18 protein-coding genes are annotated in these 14,981 nt (G+C 71.6%); 10 read left to right on the top strand and 8 right to left on the bottom strand.

Annotated elements, in window-relative coordinates:
• Positions 1-26: 26 nt before the first annotated feature.
• Positions 27-1,055 (bottom strand): LacI family DNA-binding transcriptional regulator, encoded by a 1,029-nt coding sequence (locus FDA94_RS07330; RefSeq protein ID WP_137246265.1) that lies wholly within the window; start codon positions 1,053-1,055, stop codon positions 27-29.
• 134 nt (positions 1,056-1,189) lie between these two features.
• On the opposite strand from FDA94_RS07330, the gene FDA94_RS07325 reads away from it, so the two are divergent.
• The gene (locus FDA94_RS07325) at positions 1,190-3,244 is read left to right on the top strand and encodes an amylo-alpha-1,6-glucosidase (protein ID WP_246059611.1); all 2,055 of its coding nucleotides are present in this window, start codon (positions 1,190-1,192) and stop codon (positions 3,242-3,244) included.
• A 56-nt stretch (positions 3,245-3,300) separates the two neighbouring features.
• Positions 3,301-3,834 carry a hypothetical protein gene (locus tag FDA94_RS07320; protein WP_137246264.1) on the top strand — a complete coding sequence of 178 codons (534 nt, stop codon included), beginning with the start codon at positions 3,301-3,303 and terminating at the stop codon, positions 3,832-3,834.
• Here the strand turns inward: FDA94_RS07320 and FDA94_RS07315 are convergent.
• Positions 3,831-4,640 carry a PIG-L family deacetylase gene (locus FDA94_RS07315; protein WP_137246263.1) on the bottom strand — a complete coding sequence of 270 codons (810 nt, stop codon included), beginning with the start codon at positions 4,638-4,640 and terminating at the stop codon, positions 3,831-3,833. The genes FDA94_RS07320 and FDA94_RS07315 overlap by 4 nt on opposite strands.
• A 156-nt stretch (positions 4,641-4,796) precedes the next feature.
• Here FDA94_RS07315 and FDA94_RS07310 point away from each other — a divergent pair, with 156 nt between their 5' ends.
• Positions 4,797-5,534 carry a hypothetical protein gene (locus tag FDA94_RS07310; protein WP_137246262.1) on the top strand — a complete coding sequence of 246 codons (738 nt, stop codon included), beginning with the start codon at positions 4,797-4,799 and terminating at the stop codon, positions 5,532-5,534.
• Here FDA94_RS07310 and FDA94_RS07305 read toward each other — a convergent pair.
• The 4 genes from FDA94_RS07305 to FDA94_RS07290 all read right to left on the bottom strand — a co-directional run bounded on the left by FDA94_RS07305 (position 5,498) and on the right by FDA94_RS07290 (position 9,347).
• A complete protein-coding gene (locus tag FDA94_RS07305) occupies positions 5,498-6,004 on the bottom strand; it encodes a class I SAM-dependent methyltransferase (protein WP_137246261.1) in 507 nt (168 codons plus the stop codon). The genes FDA94_RS07310 and FDA94_RS07305 overlap by 37 nt on opposite strands.
• Positions 6,005-6,013: 9 nt before the next feature.
• Positions 6,014-7,660 carry a solute symporter family protein gene (locus FDA94_RS07300; protein ID WP_137246260.1) on the bottom strand — a complete coding sequence of 549 codons (1,647 nt, stop codon included), beginning with the start codon at positions 7,658-7,660 and terminating at the stop codon, positions 6,014-6,016.
• Positions 7,657-8,034 carry a DUF485 domain-containing protein gene (locus FDA94_RS07295; protein WP_063817951.1) on the bottom strand — a complete coding sequence of 126 codons (378 nt, stop codon included), beginning with the start codon at positions 8,032-8,034 and terminating at the stop codon, positions 7,657-7,659. Before FDA94_RS07295 ends, FDA94_RS07300 begins: the two co-directional genes overlap by 4 nt.
• An 83-nt stretch (positions 8,035-8,117) precedes the next feature.
• On the bottom strand, positions 8,118-9,347 hold the full coding sequence (locus tag FDA94_RS07290) for an amidohydrolase family protein (RefSeq protein ID WP_137246258.1): 1,230 nt from the start codon (positions 9,345-9,347) through the stop codon (positions 8,118-8,120).
• Positions 9,348-9,483: 136 nt separating this feature from the next.
• On the opposite strand from FDA94_RS07290, the gene FDA94_RS07285 reads away from it, so the two are divergent.
• The 3 genes from FDA94_RS07285 to FDA94_RS07275 are packed head-to-tail and all read left to right on the top strand — an operon-like array spanning position 9,484 to position 11,350.
• Positions 9,484-9,795: a YciI family protein gene (locus FDA94_RS07285; RefSeq protein WP_246059613.1), complete on the top strand. Its 312-nt coding sequence runs from the start codon at positions 9,484-9,486 to the stop codon at positions 9,793-9,795.
• Positions 9,795-10,121: a YciI family protein gene (locus FDA94_RS07280; protein ID WP_137246256.1), complete on the top strand. Its 327-nt coding sequence runs from the start codon at positions 9,795-9,797 to the stop codon at positions 10,119-10,121. Before FDA94_RS07285 ends, FDA94_RS07280 begins: the two co-directional genes overlap by 1 nt.
• A 5-nt stretch (positions 10,122-10,126) precedes the next feature.
• Positions 10,127-11,350 (top strand): RNA polymerase sigma factor, encoded by a 1,224-nt coding sequence (locus FDA94_RS07275; protein WP_212735214.1) that lies wholly within the window; start codon positions 10,127-10,129, stop codon positions 11,348-11,350.
• Here the strand turns inward: FDA94_RS07275 and FDA94_RS07270 are convergent.
• Complete coding sequence (locus FDA94_RS07270; protein WP_170990820.1) at positions 11,347-12,210, bottom strand: NAD(+)/NADH kinase; 864 nt, start codon at positions 12,208-12,210, stop codon at positions 11,347-11,349. The genes FDA94_RS07275 and FDA94_RS07270 overlap by 4 nt on opposite strands.
• Before the next feature lie 45 nt (positions 12,211-12,255).
• Here FDA94_RS07270 and FDA94_RS07265 point away from each other — a divergent pair, with 45 nt between their 5' ends.
• The gene (locus FDA94_RS07265) at positions 12,256-12,873 is read left to right on the top strand and encodes a nucleoside/nucleotide kinase family protein (RefSeq protein WP_137246255.1); all 618 of its coding nucleotides are present in this window, start codon (positions 12,256-12,258) and stop codon (positions 12,871-12,873) included.
• The gene (locus tag FDA94_RS07260) at positions 12,870-13,328 is read left to right on the top strand and encodes a peroxiredoxin (protein ID WP_137246254.1); all 459 of its coding nucleotides are present in this window, start codon (positions 12,870-12,872) and stop codon (positions 13,326-13,328) included. The genes FDA94_RS07265 and FDA94_RS07260 overlap by 4 nt, the downstream gene beginning before the upstream one ends.
• Here the strand turns inward: FDA94_RS07260 and FDA94_RS07255 are convergent.
• Positions 13,312-13,755: a hypothetical protein gene (locus FDA94_RS07255; protein ID WP_137246253.1), complete on the bottom strand. Its 444-nt coding sequence runs from the start codon at positions 13,753-13,755 to the stop codon at positions 13,312-13,314. The genes FDA94_RS07260 and FDA94_RS07255 overlap by 17 nt on opposite strands.
• An 18-nt stretch (positions 13,756-13,773) precedes the next feature.
• Between FDA94_RS07255 and FDA94_RS07250 the strand changes: the two genes are divergently transcribed.
• Together FDA94_RS07250 and FDA94_RS07245 are read left to right on the top strand one after the other, a co-directional pair.
• Positions 13,774-14,388, top strand: a complete 615-nt coding sequence (locus tag FDA94_RS07250) for a DUF998 domain-containing protein (RefSeq protein WP_137246252.1) — start codon at positions 13,774-13,776, stop codon at positions 14,386-14,388.
• Between the two features lie 83 nt (positions 14,389-14,471).
• Positions 14,472-14,981 (top strand): hypothetical protein, encoded by a 510-nt coding sequence (locus tag FDA94_RS07245; protein WP_137246250.1) that lies wholly within the window; start codon positions 14,472-14,474, stop codon positions 14,979-14,981.

Here is a 14,981-nt window from a genome sequence, read left to right as displayed (position 1 = left end):
TTTCTCTTCTTCGGGGTGGTGGCCGGTCAGCCCGACGCGCGGACGACCAGGGAGGGCGGAAGCAGGAGGTACTCCGGAGGCGCCCCCGCGCCTCCGTCGAGCCGGTGGGTCAGCAGCCGCAGGCAGCTCGACGCCACCTCCGCCAGCGGCTGCCGGACGCTCGTGAGGCCGATCGCCCTGGCGACCGGGGTGTCGTCGAACCCGACCACCGCTACGGGGCGGTGGGGATGGCCGCCCGCCAGCCACGCGGGTCCGGGGGCGCGCGCCACGTGCAGTGCGCCGAGGGCGAGGGAGTCGCTCGCGCAGACCAGGGCGGTGATCTCGGGGTCGCGGTCGAGGAGGTCGCGGGCGGCGTGTTCGCCGGGGACGACGTCGTCCTCGGTCTCGCGGTGCAGCCCGGCGACGCCGAGGCCGACCTCCGCCAGCGCCCGCCGCCAGCCCTCACGCCGGTCGTCGCCGACGCCCGACCCCTTGGGCCAGCCGAGGAAGCCGATCCGCCGGTGGCCCTGGGAGAGCAGGTGGCGGGTGGCGGCCTCGGTGCCGGCGGCGCCGTCGACGTCGACCCAGCAGTGCGGGGCGGCCGGGTCGCTCCACGCCCGGCCGAACGTGACGAACGGCACGCCGCGCTCGGCCAGCCAGGTCGTGCGCCGGTCGCCGTGGTGAGTGGCCATCAGCACGAACGCGTCGGGTTCGTACGCGCCGAGCAGGTCGTCGAAGGCGGCGGTCTCGGCGTCGTCGCCGTCGGCGGTGTAGAGCAGCACCCGGTAGCCCTCACGGGCGGCCGTCTCGGTGAGGCCGTGCAGGAAGCGGTCGCCGACCGAGCCGTTGATGCCGTCCTGCTCGGGGTCGATGCGGGCGGCGATCAGCCGCGACCGGCCGGTCCGCATCTGGCGGGCCGCCTGGTTGACCCGGTAGCCGAGCTCCTCGACGACGTCGAGGACCCGGCGGCGGGTCTCCTCACGGACCACCTCGGGGGTGTTCAGAGCGTTGGAGACCGTCTGGCGAGATACACCGGCAGCGCGCGCCACGTCGGCGATCGTCACCTTGTCGGCCATCTGTGCACCTTTCGGGGGGTTGAACGATCAAACGGAAGTAATGCATGATTTGATCGTTCAAGTTAGGGAATTGTTTCGCAATCTGCACCCCTGCTCTTGATCTGTCAAGACACAACTTCGTGAAGGACCACCGCGTGCCTGCCGACACCCCTTCTGCCACCGACCTCCGGTTGCAGCCGCTCCTGCACGACCTGGTCAGCACCGTCATGGCGCCCACGAGCGCGCTCAGCGGGGCCGACGGCCAGATACGGGCGGCGGGGGTGCAGGGGGCCTTCCACGCCGACCGGCGAGTGGTCTCCGAGGCGGTCCTGCTGATCGACGGCAGGGAGGCCGAGCCCATCGCGCACGCCGCCGCGGGCCCCGGCCGCAGCCGGTTCACCTCGCTGGCGCGCTGGCTCGGCGACGTCCAGCCCGACCCGGTGGTCCGCGTCGACCGGCTGCGCGAGATCCGCGCGTACGGCATGGCCGAGGAGATCACCATCGCTTCGACCGCCACCATGCCCGTGGTCATGACCGTGGCCATGCGGGTCGACTGCGACCTGGCCGCCATCGAGACCGTCAAGTCGGGTTACGCCGCCGAACCGGTGACCCCGGTCGGCGGCGAGCTGACCTGGGCCTCCGGCGGCACCACGGTGGCGATGACGGGGGAGGGGGCGGAGGTTCACGGACGTGAACTGCGCTGGGAGGTGGCCCTCAAACCCGGCGAGAGCACGACGTTGTGCTGGCGCGTGATGGTGACCGACCCGGCCGCCGTCGTGGCGGCGCCGGCGGGCCCCGTCGAGTGGACGCGGCCCGAGGTGAAGGCCACCGACAGACGGCTGGGCCGTCTGGTGGCGCAGAGCCTCGACGACCTCGCCGGCCTGCGCCTCACCGAGACCGGCCACCCCGCCGACACCTTCCTCGGCGCGGGCGTGCCGTGGTTCCTGACCGTGTTCGGCCGTGACAGCCTGTGGGCCGCCCGCATGCTGCTGCCGCTCGGCACCGACCTGGCGCGGGGCACGCTGCGGGTGCTGGCCCGCCGCCAGGGCGTCAAGCACGACCCGCTGACCGGCGAGGCCCCCGGCAAGATCATGCACGAGCTCCGCAGGGGCGAGTTCGTGGTGCCCGTCAACGGGCTCCGGCTCCCGGCCGCCTACTACGGCACGATCGACGCCACCCCGCTGTGGATCGGCCTGCTGCACGACGCCTGGCGCTGGGGCCTGCCCGAGGGGGAGGTCGAGGCGCTGCTCCCGGCCATGGAGGCGGCCCTGAGCTGGCTCGCCACCGACGCCGACCCCGACGGCGACGGCTTCCTGGAGTACATCGACGTCAGCGGGCGCGGCCTGGCCAACCAGGGCTGGAAGGACTCCGGCGACTCGGTCAGGTTCCGCGACGGAAGCCTGGCCGACCCGCCCATCGCCCTGGCCGAGGTCCAGGGCTACGCCTACGAGGCCGCCGTCAAGGGCGCCGCGATCCTGGACGCCTTCGGCCGCCCCGGCGGCGACGTCTGGCGCGCGTACGCCGCCGCGATGGCCACCAGATTCCGCGAGCGGTTCTGGGTCGAGGGCGGTTACCCCGCTCTCGCACTCGACCGCGACAAGCGGCCGGTCGATGCGCTGACCAGCAACATCGGCCACCTGCTCGGGACCGGCATCCTCAACCACGAGGAGTCGGCCCGGGTAGCCTCCTTCCTCGCCTCACCCGAGATGTCGGCCGGGTTCGGCCTGCGCACGATGTCGTCGGCCGACAAGGGCTTCAGCCCGCTGTCCTACCACTGCGGCTCGGTCTGGCCCCACGACACCGCCGTCGTCATCGCGGGCCTGGCCCGCGACGGCTTCGGCGCCGAGGCGGCCGCCCTCGCCGAGGGACTGCTGGCGGCGGCCGAGCCGTTCGAGAACCGGCTGCCCGAACTGCTGTCGGGCGACGCCCGCGACGCGGTCGGCCGCCCGGTGCCCTACCCGGCCTCCTGCCGCCCGCAGGCCTGGTCGGCGGCGGCCGCCGTGGTGATCACGCATGCGGCGCTCGGCCTCTACCCCGACGTGCCGGGCGGCACGGTCGACCTGCGCCCGATGGCCGGCGCGCCCCTCGGCGCGGTCACCGCCGACGGGTTCGTGGTCGCGGGTACGCCGGTGTCCGTATCGGTCGACGCCGCCGGGGCCGCCGAGATCGATCGGTTGCCGGACCGATTCACAGTGGTAACCACGGGTTAACCGGCTCACCGGAAACTGGGCTGTCCTGATCATCGACGCGCCCAGGAGCGTTCCATATGGCCGAGCCGGTGCAGCCGCCGCGCCCCGCGATGTTCTCCTTGACCGACACGCGGGACGCGGAGGAGGTCTCGGTACGCGGCCTGGTGTTCACCGGGTTCCTGCTGGCGGCGCTGGTCACCACGTCGTGGATCCTGCTCACGGTGCCGACCACGCTCACCGAGCAGTGGATCGTCGGCGCCACGGTCACGCTGACCGGCATCGTGGCGTTCTTCGGCCTCTACGCGTCGGTGAGGAAGATGCGGGTCGCCCTGGCGGGCGCGCTGTTCGTGGCGTGGCTGCTGCTGAACACCTACGCGTTCGTCATCGGCCCGCTCGACGACCGCAAGGAGTTCTGGGACACGCTGCGCCAGTTCATGACCGTCGCCGTCGCCTTCTACTTCGGCTCGGAGACGATCGTGCAGGCCACGAAGGTCTTCCAGGCCGGGAAGATCACCTCGGAGACCATCCGCCGGACCGGTATGGCGCCCGATCCGGCGGGGGTGCGGGCGGCGCTCAACGTCGACGCCGAACGCGCCCGCCGCAAGGCCTAGCGAAGCCCGCGGAACAGGTCGTCCTCGACCCCGTCGTACGCCGGAACCGTCGACTTCACCAGCGTGAACGCCTCGCCCGAGAACATCAGCCGCTGCGTCTCGGGCGGCAGGCCCAGGAAGAACGCGCTGTCGCCCTGGCTGCCGTGGGCACTGATCGCCTTGATCTTGTGCTCGACGTAGGCCGAGGTGTCGAGGATCGCGCTGATCTCCTCGTCGGGGGTGGTCCAGCTCTCGTATTCGTCCCACCCCTCGGTCTCCATGCCGGCGGCGACCATGCCGTCGTACATGTCCTTCATCCAGCTGCGCGGGGTGGCGGTGTAGTAGAACTTCGCCGGTACGCCGCTCAGCTCGACCGCCCGCGCCGCCACCCGGTGGGCCTGGATGTGGTCGGGGTGGCCGTAGCCGCCGTTCTCGTCGTAGGTGAGCACCACCTGCGGCTGGTACTTCCGCATCAGCTCGGCCACCCGTTCGGCCGCCTCGTCGACCGGGACGTTGGCGAACGCGCGCTCGTGGCGGTTGCCGTCCCAGCCGTCCATGCCCGAGTCGCGGTAGCCGAGCAGCTCCACGTCGGAGATGCCCAGATGGGCCGCCGACTCGCGCAGCTCCGCCAGCCGGACCTTCGCCACCGCCTCGTCGTCGTGACCGGGCTCGCCCGGTTTCACCCCGTCGGGCCCGTCTCCCTGCTCGCCATTGGTGCACGTGACCAGCACCGTTCGCACGCCCTGAGCGGCGTAATGGGCGAAGACGCCGCCCGTTCCCATCACCTCGTCATCGGGATGGGCGTGCACGGCCATCAGTGTGAACATCTCATTACCTCCACGAATTGCTAGAACATCCCGCCCCCATGGGCGATTCCAGTTGCGTCACGACCATCGAGGGCCATGAACTTTCACCGTCATCGGCGAGTCCCACTCCCCGAGAGACGTTTTCAGCACGAACCGACCACCCCCGGGGGAAACCGAATGACCCGCCCGCTCATCGCCGCCGCCGTGACCGCGCTGGCCGCGACCACGCTCATGGCCGCACCCGCCGCCGCCACCGCGAAGACACAGACCATCTACGGCTACGCCTGGGCGGACGGTTCCAACCATCTGCGCATCACTCCGGCCAAGGCCAAGCTCGTCACGCAGCACGGCGTCCGCCGCTACAAGCTGACCACCGTCGCGGGCGCGAAGGAGCGCCGGATCTTCACCGACGGCGTGCGCTTCCGCCGCATCACCACCGCGTGCGACCTGAAGGAGACCGAGGGCCGGATCAGGCAGGACAAGAAGGGCCTGGGCACCACCGACTGCGACGCCCTCGACCTCAAGTTCGTGCTCAGCCTCGGCCCGGCCCCGGTGAAGATCACCATCACGCCGTCGCTGACCACCGTCGCCGAGTTCCTCGCCGTCCCGACCAACCCGGTCACCGCCTACGGTCAGCTGACCCGCGTCGACGACCGGACGGTGCTGTTCAAGCGCCACGGCAGGGCCGCCGTGAAGCTCCGCTACACCCACCTCGGGTTCAACCGCGTGACGAAGAGCTGCTCCGACCGCTGGACCGCGAACGTCCCGAACGAGGAGGCCGGCATCGGCACCAAGCCGTGCAGCGCGACGGCCTTCAGGAAGGCCATCAGGCACGCGGGCCCGGTGACGGTGAAGGTCTACTACCAGCCGGTCAGCGGTCATCTGTGGGAGGTCTGGGAGGCCCTGGGCGACTGACCCGCCACCGCGAACACCTTCGGCCCGAGCACGCTCACCTCGGGCCGGAGGCCGTGGCGGGCGAACACCTCGGCCAGCCGGTCGCCGAGCTCGGCCGACCGCTCGGCGGGCGTCTCGTAGACGAGCGTGAGCGAGCCGCCCGGAGCCAGCAGGGCCAGCAGCCGCTCCATCTCGGCGGCCGGATCGCGCGCCCAGAAGTGGTTGACGTTGACCGCGAAGATGACGTCGAACTCGCCCTCGACCGACAGCCGTTCCAGCGCCTCACACCGGAAGTCGGCCCCCGGCACCTTCTCGCGCGCGGCCCTGACGGCGGTCTCGGACCGGTCGACCCCGAGGTAGCGGCCGGTCGTCAGCTTCTCGAGCACCAGCCGCGCGGCGCCCCCTCGGCCGCACCCGATCTCCAGAACCCACGCGTCGGGCGGCAGATCGAGCGCGTCGACCGCCAGGGTCAGTCGTCGGGGAACCGCCATGCGGCCACGCTAACGAGCGCCACCGACATTCTTCGTCGACTGCCCGTGCGCCCCGGCGCCGGTGAGGGCGCGTACGGACAGCTCCGAATAGCGGCCCGGGTCGGCCTTCTCCCTGCTCAGCAGCGTTCCGACCACCGCGCACAAGAACGCGAACGGGATCGACACCAGCCCGGGGTTCTCCAGCGGGAACACGTGGAAGTCGACCGGCGGCGGCAGCAGCGAGCGCGGCCCGCCCGACAGCACCGGCGACAGCGCCACGAGCACGATCGAGCCCAGCAGGCCGCCGTAGACGCCGCAGACCACGCCGGTCGAGTTGAAGCGCCGCCAGAACAGCGACAGCACGATCGCCGGCAGGTTCGCCGAGGCGGCCATCGCGAAGGCCAGCGCCACCAGGAACGCCACGTTCATGTCGCGCACCAGCACGGCCAGGAACACCGCGAACACGCCGATGACGAACGCCGAGAAGCGCGCCACCGCGACCTCCTGCGACTCCTTCGGCTTGCCGAACATCAGCACGTGCCCGAAGAAGTCGTGCGCGAGCGACGTCGACGACGCCAGCACCAGCCCCGACACCACGGCCAGGATCGTCGCGAACGCCACCGCGCCGATGAAGGCGAGCAGGATCTCCCCGCCGACCGGCCCGGCCACCGACTCGCCGACCGCCCGCGCGAGTTGCAGCGCGGCGGTGTTGCCCGACGGGTCCTGCGCGGTGATGGCCTGCTGCCCGACCAGCGCGGCCGCTCCGAACCCGAGCGCGAGGGTCATCAGGTAGAAGGCGCCGACCAGGCCGATCGCCCAGTTCACCGACGTCCGGGCGGCCCGCGCGTCGGGCACCGTGAAGAACCGGCCGACGATGTGCGGGAGCCCAGCCGTGCCGAGCACCAGCGCGACCGCCAGGCTGACGAAGTCGAGTTTGCCGACGATGCCGTCGGCGTCCTTCGCGTAGCGCTGGCCGGGGTTGAGGAACTCGCCGGGCCGTCCGCTGCGCGCGTCGGCCGCGCCCAGCATCTCGCTCAGGTTGAAGCCGAACCGGCTCAGCACCAGGACGGTCAGCGCGAGGGTCCCGGCCATCAGCAGCACGGCCTTGATGATCTGCACCCAGGTGGTGCCCTTCATGCCGCCGTAGCTGACGTAGAAGATCATCATCATGCCGACGACCAGGATCGTGATGACCTTGGCGGCCTCCGGCGAGATGCCCATGTAGGTCTCGCCCGGGTGGATGCCGAGCAGCAGCGACACCAGCGCGCCCGCGCCGACCATCTGCGCGACCAGGTAGAACACCGACACGGTCACGGTCGAGACGGCGGCGGCGGTGCGCACCGTCGGCCGCCTGCCGACCCGGTAGGACAGCACGTCGGCCATGGTGAACCGGCCCGCGTTGCGCATCAGCTCGACCAGCAGCAGCGTCAGCAGCCACGCCACCAGGAAGCCGATCGAGTAGAGGAACCCGTCGTAGCCCGACAGCGCGATGATCCCGGCGATGCCGAGGAACGACGCCGCCGACATGTAGTCGCCCGCGAGCGCCAGGCCGTTCTGCGCGCCCGAGAACGCCCGGCCGCCGGCGTAGAAGTCGTCGGTGCCCTTGGTGTTGACCCGGGCCCAGATCGTCACCCCGAGGGTGATCACGATGAAGACGGCGAACAGCCCGATGGTCATCGGCGCGTCCAGTTCTCGATGCGGTGGCGCTCGGCCAGGATGCGGCGTTCCCGTTCGCGTTCGGCCTGGCGCTGACCGGCCTCGTCGCGCAGCTCGGCCGACAGCGGGTCGAGCATCCGCCGGGCGTAGCGGGTGTAGCGCCAGGCCAGCGCGAACGTCGAGACGAACTGCAGCACGCCGAGCAGCAGCGCGACGTTGACGTTGCCGATCGCGGGCAGGGCCATGAAGTCGCGGGCGAAGGCCGACAGGGCGATGTAGAGGAAATACCAGCCCAGGAACGCTCCAACGATCGTCAGCGCCAGTCGCCGGAACCGTGCTTTGAGCAGGCGGAACCGCTCGTCGGTCGCCAGCCCGGCCAGGTCGTCCGCCTGCACGGGGCCTCCATCAGGGGAAAGATCTCTTGCGGTGACCGTCCGTACACGGGTCGCTCCGCACCGAGACCTCACCATAAAGGGGGTTACGCCGATTTTCCGGGGAACGCGGGAAAGTGGGTCGCGGACTTCGTCGAGGCGACCACCCGGCCGCCCACGACGACGTGCCGGGGCGGGTTGTGGCGGGTCAGCGCCTCCCTGATCGTGGTCCCGTCGAGGACGACGAAGTCGGCCGCGGCGCCCTCCTTCAGGCCGCCCGAGTCCCGGCCGATCACGCGGGCGGCGGTGGTGGTGACCATGTCGTACAGGTCGTCGAGGCGGCTCGGGCCGAGGACGTGCGCGGCCAGGAAGGCGACCTCCAGCAGGTTGTGGCGGCCGAAGGGGTAGTAGGCGTCCTCGATGTCGTCCTGGCCCAGCGCGACCGGCACCCCGGCGTCGGTCAGGGGGAAGACGGGCAGGTGCAGCGGGCCGGTGTGCGGGTCGCTGACCAGGCCGAGGCCCGCCCTGGTGATCAGGCCGGTCAGCCGGCGCAGGTAGGGCTCGGGGTAGAGGGCCATCGCGCGGGCGTGCTGGGCGCTGGCGCGGCCCACCATGTCGTGGGCGATCAGCTCGGCGGCGAGGGTCTCCGTGGTGCGCAGGCCGGGGTCGCCCGCGTCGTCCACCAGCATCGCGACCCGCTTCCCGGTGCGCTTGGCCAGCGCCACCATCCGCCGGACGTGCTCCGCGGCGTCGGCGTCGGTGAACTCGATCCACGGGATGCCGCCGACCACGTCGGCGCCCAGGCCGACCGCCTGCTCGACGAGCTCCTCGGTGCCGGGGGCCTTCAGCAGGCCGTCCTGGGGGAAGGCGACGACCTTGACGTCGACGAACTCGGCGAACTCCTCCTTCAGCGCCAGCAGGGCCTTCACGCCGGTCAGCCCGGCGACCGGGTCGACGTCGGCGAACGCCTGCACCGCCCGCACCCCGTGCCGGACCGACTCGACCAGGGCCGACCGGGCACGCTCGGTGACGGCCTCCTCGGTCTGGTGGGTCTTCACGGCCGAGGCGCCGTCGATGGCGTCCATGGCCGCGCCCATGGTTCCCTTCGTGTACGCCGCCAGCGGCCCCTCGCCCGCCAGGTCGAGCGTGTGGACCTTGCAGAGGTGGAGGTGGGCGTCGACGAACGGCTCGGTGACCAGGTCGCCCCCGGCGTCGAGGGCGGGGCCGGCGGGGGTCGTACCGGAATCGGGGGTGATCGAGGTGAGGCGGCCCCGCTCGGCGGTCAGCGACCACCGGCCGGAGCGGCCGCGCAGGGCGGCGTTGTGCACGGTCAACATGAGGGGACGTTAACGGGTTCGCGCTGGTTGTAGCGTCGGAGAAAAGTTTTTCCGGCCCGGTGTCCATCTGGCCCCGGCCCGTTCGTCGTCATCCCGTCAGACCACGAGAACAGAGGAGCACGAGCTCGTGAAATACATGCTCTTGATCTACAGCGGCGGCGCGGCGGGCGACTTCGAGGCCTGGGTGGCCTACGACAAGTCGGTCAAGGACGCCGGCGTCTACGTGTCCGGCGAGTCCCTCACCGACGTCGCGCAGGCCACCACCGTCCGCGTCGACGGCGCCGAGCGCGTCGTGACCGACGGCCCGTTCGCGGAGACCCGCGAGGTCCTCGGCGGCTACTACGTGCTCGACGTGCCCGACAAGCAGACCGCCCTCGACTGGGCGGCCAGGTGTCCCGGGTCCTGGGAGGGCGGCGCGGTCGTGCTGCGGGAATGCGAGCAGTACTGATGAAATACATGCTGCTGATCCACGGCGCCAGCGAGAAGTGCACGGTCGACGACTGGATGGACTACGGCAAGGCCCTCACCGACGCCGGCGTCTGGGTCGCCAGCGCCCCGCTGGCCGACCAGAGCCTCACCACGAGCGTCCAGGTCACCGACGGCGGCGAGACCGTCGTCACCGACGGCCCCTTCGCCGAGGCCCGCGAGGTGCTCGGCGGCTACTACCTCATCGACGTGCCCGACCTCGACGCGGCGACCGACTGGGCCGCCCGCTGCCCGGGGGCGCGCTTCGGCGGCCGGATGGTGGTCCGCCCGCTCGTCGACTTCCCCTGACGCCCGTGACCGGCGACGTCAACGCGTCGGTCGAGGCGATCTTCCGTGAGGAGCGCGGCCGGCTGCTGGCCGCGCTCGTCCGGCGGTTCGGCGACCTCGACCTGGCCGAAGAGGTCACCTCGGAGGCGATCGAGGCCGCCCTGATCCGGTGGCCGGTCGACGGTGTGCCGGCCAGCCCGGGGGCCTGGCTGATGACCACCGCCCGCCGCCGCGCGGTCGACCGGCTCCGCCGCGACCAGACGTACGCCGCCCGGCTGGCCCTGCTGCAGGTCGAGGCCGACCGGGCCGCGCCGCCGGTCGCCGACGGCGTGCTGCCCGACGAGCGGCTGCGGCTGTTCTTCACCTGCTCCCACCCGGCGCTGCCCGAGGCCGACCGCGGCGCGCTCACCCTGCGCTACCTGGCCGGCCTGACCACCGCCGAGGTGGCGCGGGCCTATCTGGTGCCGGTCGAGACCATGGCGAAACGCCTGGTCAGGGCCAAGAAGAAGATCAGCGGGGCGCGCATCCCGTTCCGCGTGCCGGAGCCCCACGAGCTCCCGGCCCGCCTGCCCGGCGTGCTCCAGGCGATCTACTCGATCTTCACCGAGGGCTACGCCGCCAGCGCCGGCCCCGACCTCGTCCGCCACGACCTGGCCGAGGAGGCGCTGCGCCTGGCCCGCATCCTGCACCGCCTCCTGCCGGGCGAACGCGAGGTCACCGGCCTGCTGGCGCTGATGCTGCTCACCCACGCCCGCCGCGCCGCCCGCACCGGCCCCGACGGCGGGCTGGTCCTCCTGGAAGACCAGGACCGTTCCCTGTGGGACCGCGCCATGATCGACGAAGGCGAGCCCCTGGTCGTGACCGCCCTGACCGGCGGCCCACCCGGTCCCTACGGCGTCCAGGCCGCCATCGCCGCCCTGCACGACGAGGAGCCCACCGACTGGCCCCAGATCGTCTTCCTGTACGACGTCCTCCGGTCGCTGACCCCCTCGCCGGTGGTCGACCTCAACCGCGCCGTCGCCGTCGCCATGCGCGACGGCCCGGAAGCGGGCCTGGCCCTGCTCGACGACCTGGCCGCCGAACCCCGGCTGCGCGGCCTGCACGTCTATCCGGCCGCCCGGGGCGAACTGCTGCGCCGGCTGGGCCGTTCGGCCGAGGCGGCCACGGCCTTCCGCGAGGCCCTGGAGCTGGTCGGCAGCGAACCGGAACGCCGCCACCTGCTGGCCCGGCTCGACGACCTGAACGGCTAGTCGACCTCGGCGCTCCCGTTGACGCGCAGCTTCCGCCGGGCCCGCTCGTAGAACGACGTCGCCCCCAGCCGCACCACCCGGGCCGCCGCCCGGACCGCCGTGACGGTGATCCGGTCACCGGGAGACAGGTGCCCGGCGATCGTCCCGTCGACCTCGACCGCGATGTGCCCGCTGGTCGGCAGCACCTCCAGCGTCACCTCCTCGTCGGCCGACAGCACCAGCGCCCGGTTGAACGTCGAGTGCGCCGCCGCAGGCACGACCAGGAACCCCTCGACGTTGGGCGAGACGATCGGCCCTCCCGCCGAGAAGCTGTAGGCCGTCGACCCGGTCGAGGTCGCCACGATCACCGCGTCGGCCGCCAGCCGGACGAACGGATGCCCCGCCACCGACACCGCCACGGCCGCCATCCCGTCGCCGGGGTGCCGGACCAGCGCGATGTCGTTGAACGCCAGCACCTCGCCGTCGTCGGGCAGCAGCGTCCGGACGGCCATCCGCGCCTCGACGAAGTGCTCGTGGCCGTCGATGGCCGTCAGCGCCGGAGGCAGCTCCTCGACGTCGATCTCGGCCAGGAACCCGAGCTTGCCCAGATTGACCCCGAGCACCGGCGTCGGCAGCCCGGAGATCAGCCGCATCGCCCGCAGCATGGTCCCGTCGCCGCCGAGGCTGACCATCAGGTCGGACCGCGCCGCGAGTTCGGCGGGCCCGACGGGCAGGGCGCTGCAGTCGATCCGCCCGACCTCCTCGGGCAGCCCCAGCACCGTCACGCCCCGCCCCCGAGCCCACTCGATGATCGTGTCGATGGCCTCTTTGGAGTCGCGGCGCGGATGCAGGACCAGCCCGACCGTGTTCACCATGCCCATCCGCCCACTGTAGATCGCCCCTACCGGCGACGGCATGATGGCCTGATGGGTGTGCGGCCGGTCTCCGTCGAAGGGCTCGTCGCGGAGCTGGTCGAGACGATCTCCGACCGCTCCGGGTGGGTGCGGGTGGCCGTCGACGGCGCCGACGCGGCCCGGCCGTGGGAACTGGCCGACCGGGTCGCCGAGGGGCTGCGGGTCCGCCGGAACGTCCTGCGGGTGTCGGCCAAGGACTTCCTCAGGCCCGCCTCGCTCCGCTACGAGTTCGGCCGGCACGACCCCGACTCCTACTACGACGGCTGGCTCGACGTGAAGGGCCTGACCCGGGAGGTCCTCCAGCCGCTCGAACCCGGCGGCACCGGCCGGGTCATCCCCTCGCTGTGGGACCCGGTCAGAGACCGGGCCACCCGTGCGCCCTACCAGGTCCTCCCGGAGAACGCGGTCGTCGTCGTCGACGGGCCGCTGCTCCTCGGGCAGGGGCTGCCCTTCGACTTCTCCGTCCACCTGAGCCTGTCGAAGAGGGCGTTGGAGCGGCGTACCGAAGAACAGTGGACCCTCCCGGCCTTCGAACGGTACGCCGACGAGGTCAGGCCGCAGGATTGGGCGGATGTGGTGGTTCGGGCGGATGATTCCCGACACCTCGCACTGGTAGAAAGTGACGCATGAATATCGGTGAGCTCGTCGCGGACTTCGCGCTTCCGGACGAGAACGGGGAGACCCGTCGCCTGAGCGAGTTCCTCGAAGAAGGGCCCGTCGTGCTCTTCTTCTATCCCGCCGCCATGACCTCCGGGTGCACCGCCGAGACGTGCCACTTCCGTGACCTCGCCGCCGAATTCGAAGCCGTTGGAGCGCTCCGCGTCGGGATCAGCAAAGACAAGGTGAAACGGCAGAAGCTGTTCGCCGAGACCAACCGGCTCGGCTACCCGCTGCTGTCCGACGAAGACGGTGTGGTGGCCAGGCAGATGGGGGTACGCCGTTCGGTCGCCGTCGGGCCGTTCGTCACCCGGCGGGTCACCTTCGTCATCGACACCGACTTCCGGGTGCTCGACGTCATCCACAACGAGGTCATGATGAGCGACCACGCCGACCGGGCGCTGAAGACCCTCAGGGATAGAGGCTGACGCGGTCGTCGACCTCGTGGTCGAACCCGCCCTCCAGACCGACGTCGTGGGCGAGCGTGACGGTCCACTGTTCGTAGTACCACTCCAGGCTGTAACCGCTGAAGCGGAAGTTGGCCCGATAGCGGGCCCGCTGGCCGGGGGCCAGGGTGAACAGGTCGTCCGGCCGCCGGTGGCGCGGGTGGGAAGCGAGCACGGCGGCGCGGGACACCCGGCCGTCCGGGTGGAGGCGCAGGCCGGCCACGGTCGCGGGCAGCGTCAGTTCCCGGAGTGTCTCGGCGCGCGGTGTGAGCAGCACGTCGTGGAAGACGACGTCTCCGGTGCAGGCCGGCAGCGGCACCCGATCCGGCAGCGACCCCCGCAGCGTGGCCGCGGCCGCACCGCGACCGGCCTTGGACCAGCGAGTCAGCACCCGCTGCACCACGAGCATGGTGGCATTTTAGAAGGCATGCGCGTTCCCGCCCAGGCCGGTCTCGGAGCCATCACCGTGGCCGCGGCCGCCATCCTGACCCTTGAGTTCTCCTCGGGCATCGACCTGACCCGCCGGACGATCAGCGAACACCAGTTGGGCGAGCACGCCTGGCTGTTCGGCGTCTCGGTGGCGCTGATCGCGCTGGGGTCGCTCGGCATCGGGGCGACCCTCGTCGCGCAGCGCAGGGCCAGGCCCCTCGGCGTGGTCGCCCTGTTCGGATGGAGCCTCGGCTTGCTGATCGTGGCCACCTTCCCCAAGCACGACTGGTCCGTCGGGCCGTCGTTCTCCGGGTCGATCCATCGCGTCGGCAGCGTGGTGGCCTTCGTCTGCCTGCCGGTCGCCGTGCTGCTGCTGGCCCGGCCGTGGCGCGACACGATGGCGAGGGTGGCGGCGGCGCTCGGGTTCGGGGCCGTGGTGTGGATCGCCGGGATCGCGCTGGTCGGCTTCACCGCCGCCCGCGACGGGATCCCCTGGTGGCGGGCGATGCCGGTCGGGCTCGGGGCGGTCGAGCGCGGGCTGGTGTTCACCGAGATCGCCGCGCTGGCGGCGTTGGGGATTTGGGCCGTCGCGCGGCAGCGGCAAACGGCATGAATAACCCTATTCCCTGCGGAACCTCGCTGATAGATTCCACGTTTGCAAGGGGGACGGCGCAATTGCCGTAAAGGGGATAGAAGTTGCGCGATTTCCTGGACGCCGCATTAGGTTTCCCGGCTGTCCTGTTCAGCTTCGCGCTGATCGTCGTCATCGGGTTCTGGCTGCTCGTGGCCTTCGGCGTGGTCGACCTCGACGCTCTTCCGGCGGCCGAGGTCTCGGGGTTCGTGGCCGCGGGGTGGTTCGCCGCGCTGGCCGGATCCGTGCTGTTACCGGCGCTCGGCTGGGTCGTCCTGGCCGCCGCGCTCGCTGTGGGCCTCGGCGCCGCGTTCCTGGTACGCCGCCTCACGCCCGCGCCCGAGAAGGTGCCCTCACGGCACGACTTCGTCGGGCAGATCTGCGTCATCAGAACCCAGTCGGTCTCCACCGACTTCGGTCAGGCCGAGATCAGGGCCGTCGACGGCTCGACCTCGGTCATCCAGGTGCGCCAGACCGGCGCCGACAGCTTCCGCGCGGGCGGGGCCGCGCTGATCTTCCAATATGACGCGGAAGGCGAGTTCTTCTGGGTCATGCCTTACGAAGGGGGCCTGTAA

This window comes from Herbidospora galbida (assembly GCF_005233835.1).
GTDB classification, from domain to species: Bacteria; Actinomycetota; Actinomycetes; order Streptosporangiales; family Streptosporangiaceae; genus Herbidospora; species Herbidospora galbida.
Note: the sequence above shows the minus strand (reverse complement) of the source record. Positions and strands in the feature narration are given on the sequence as shown.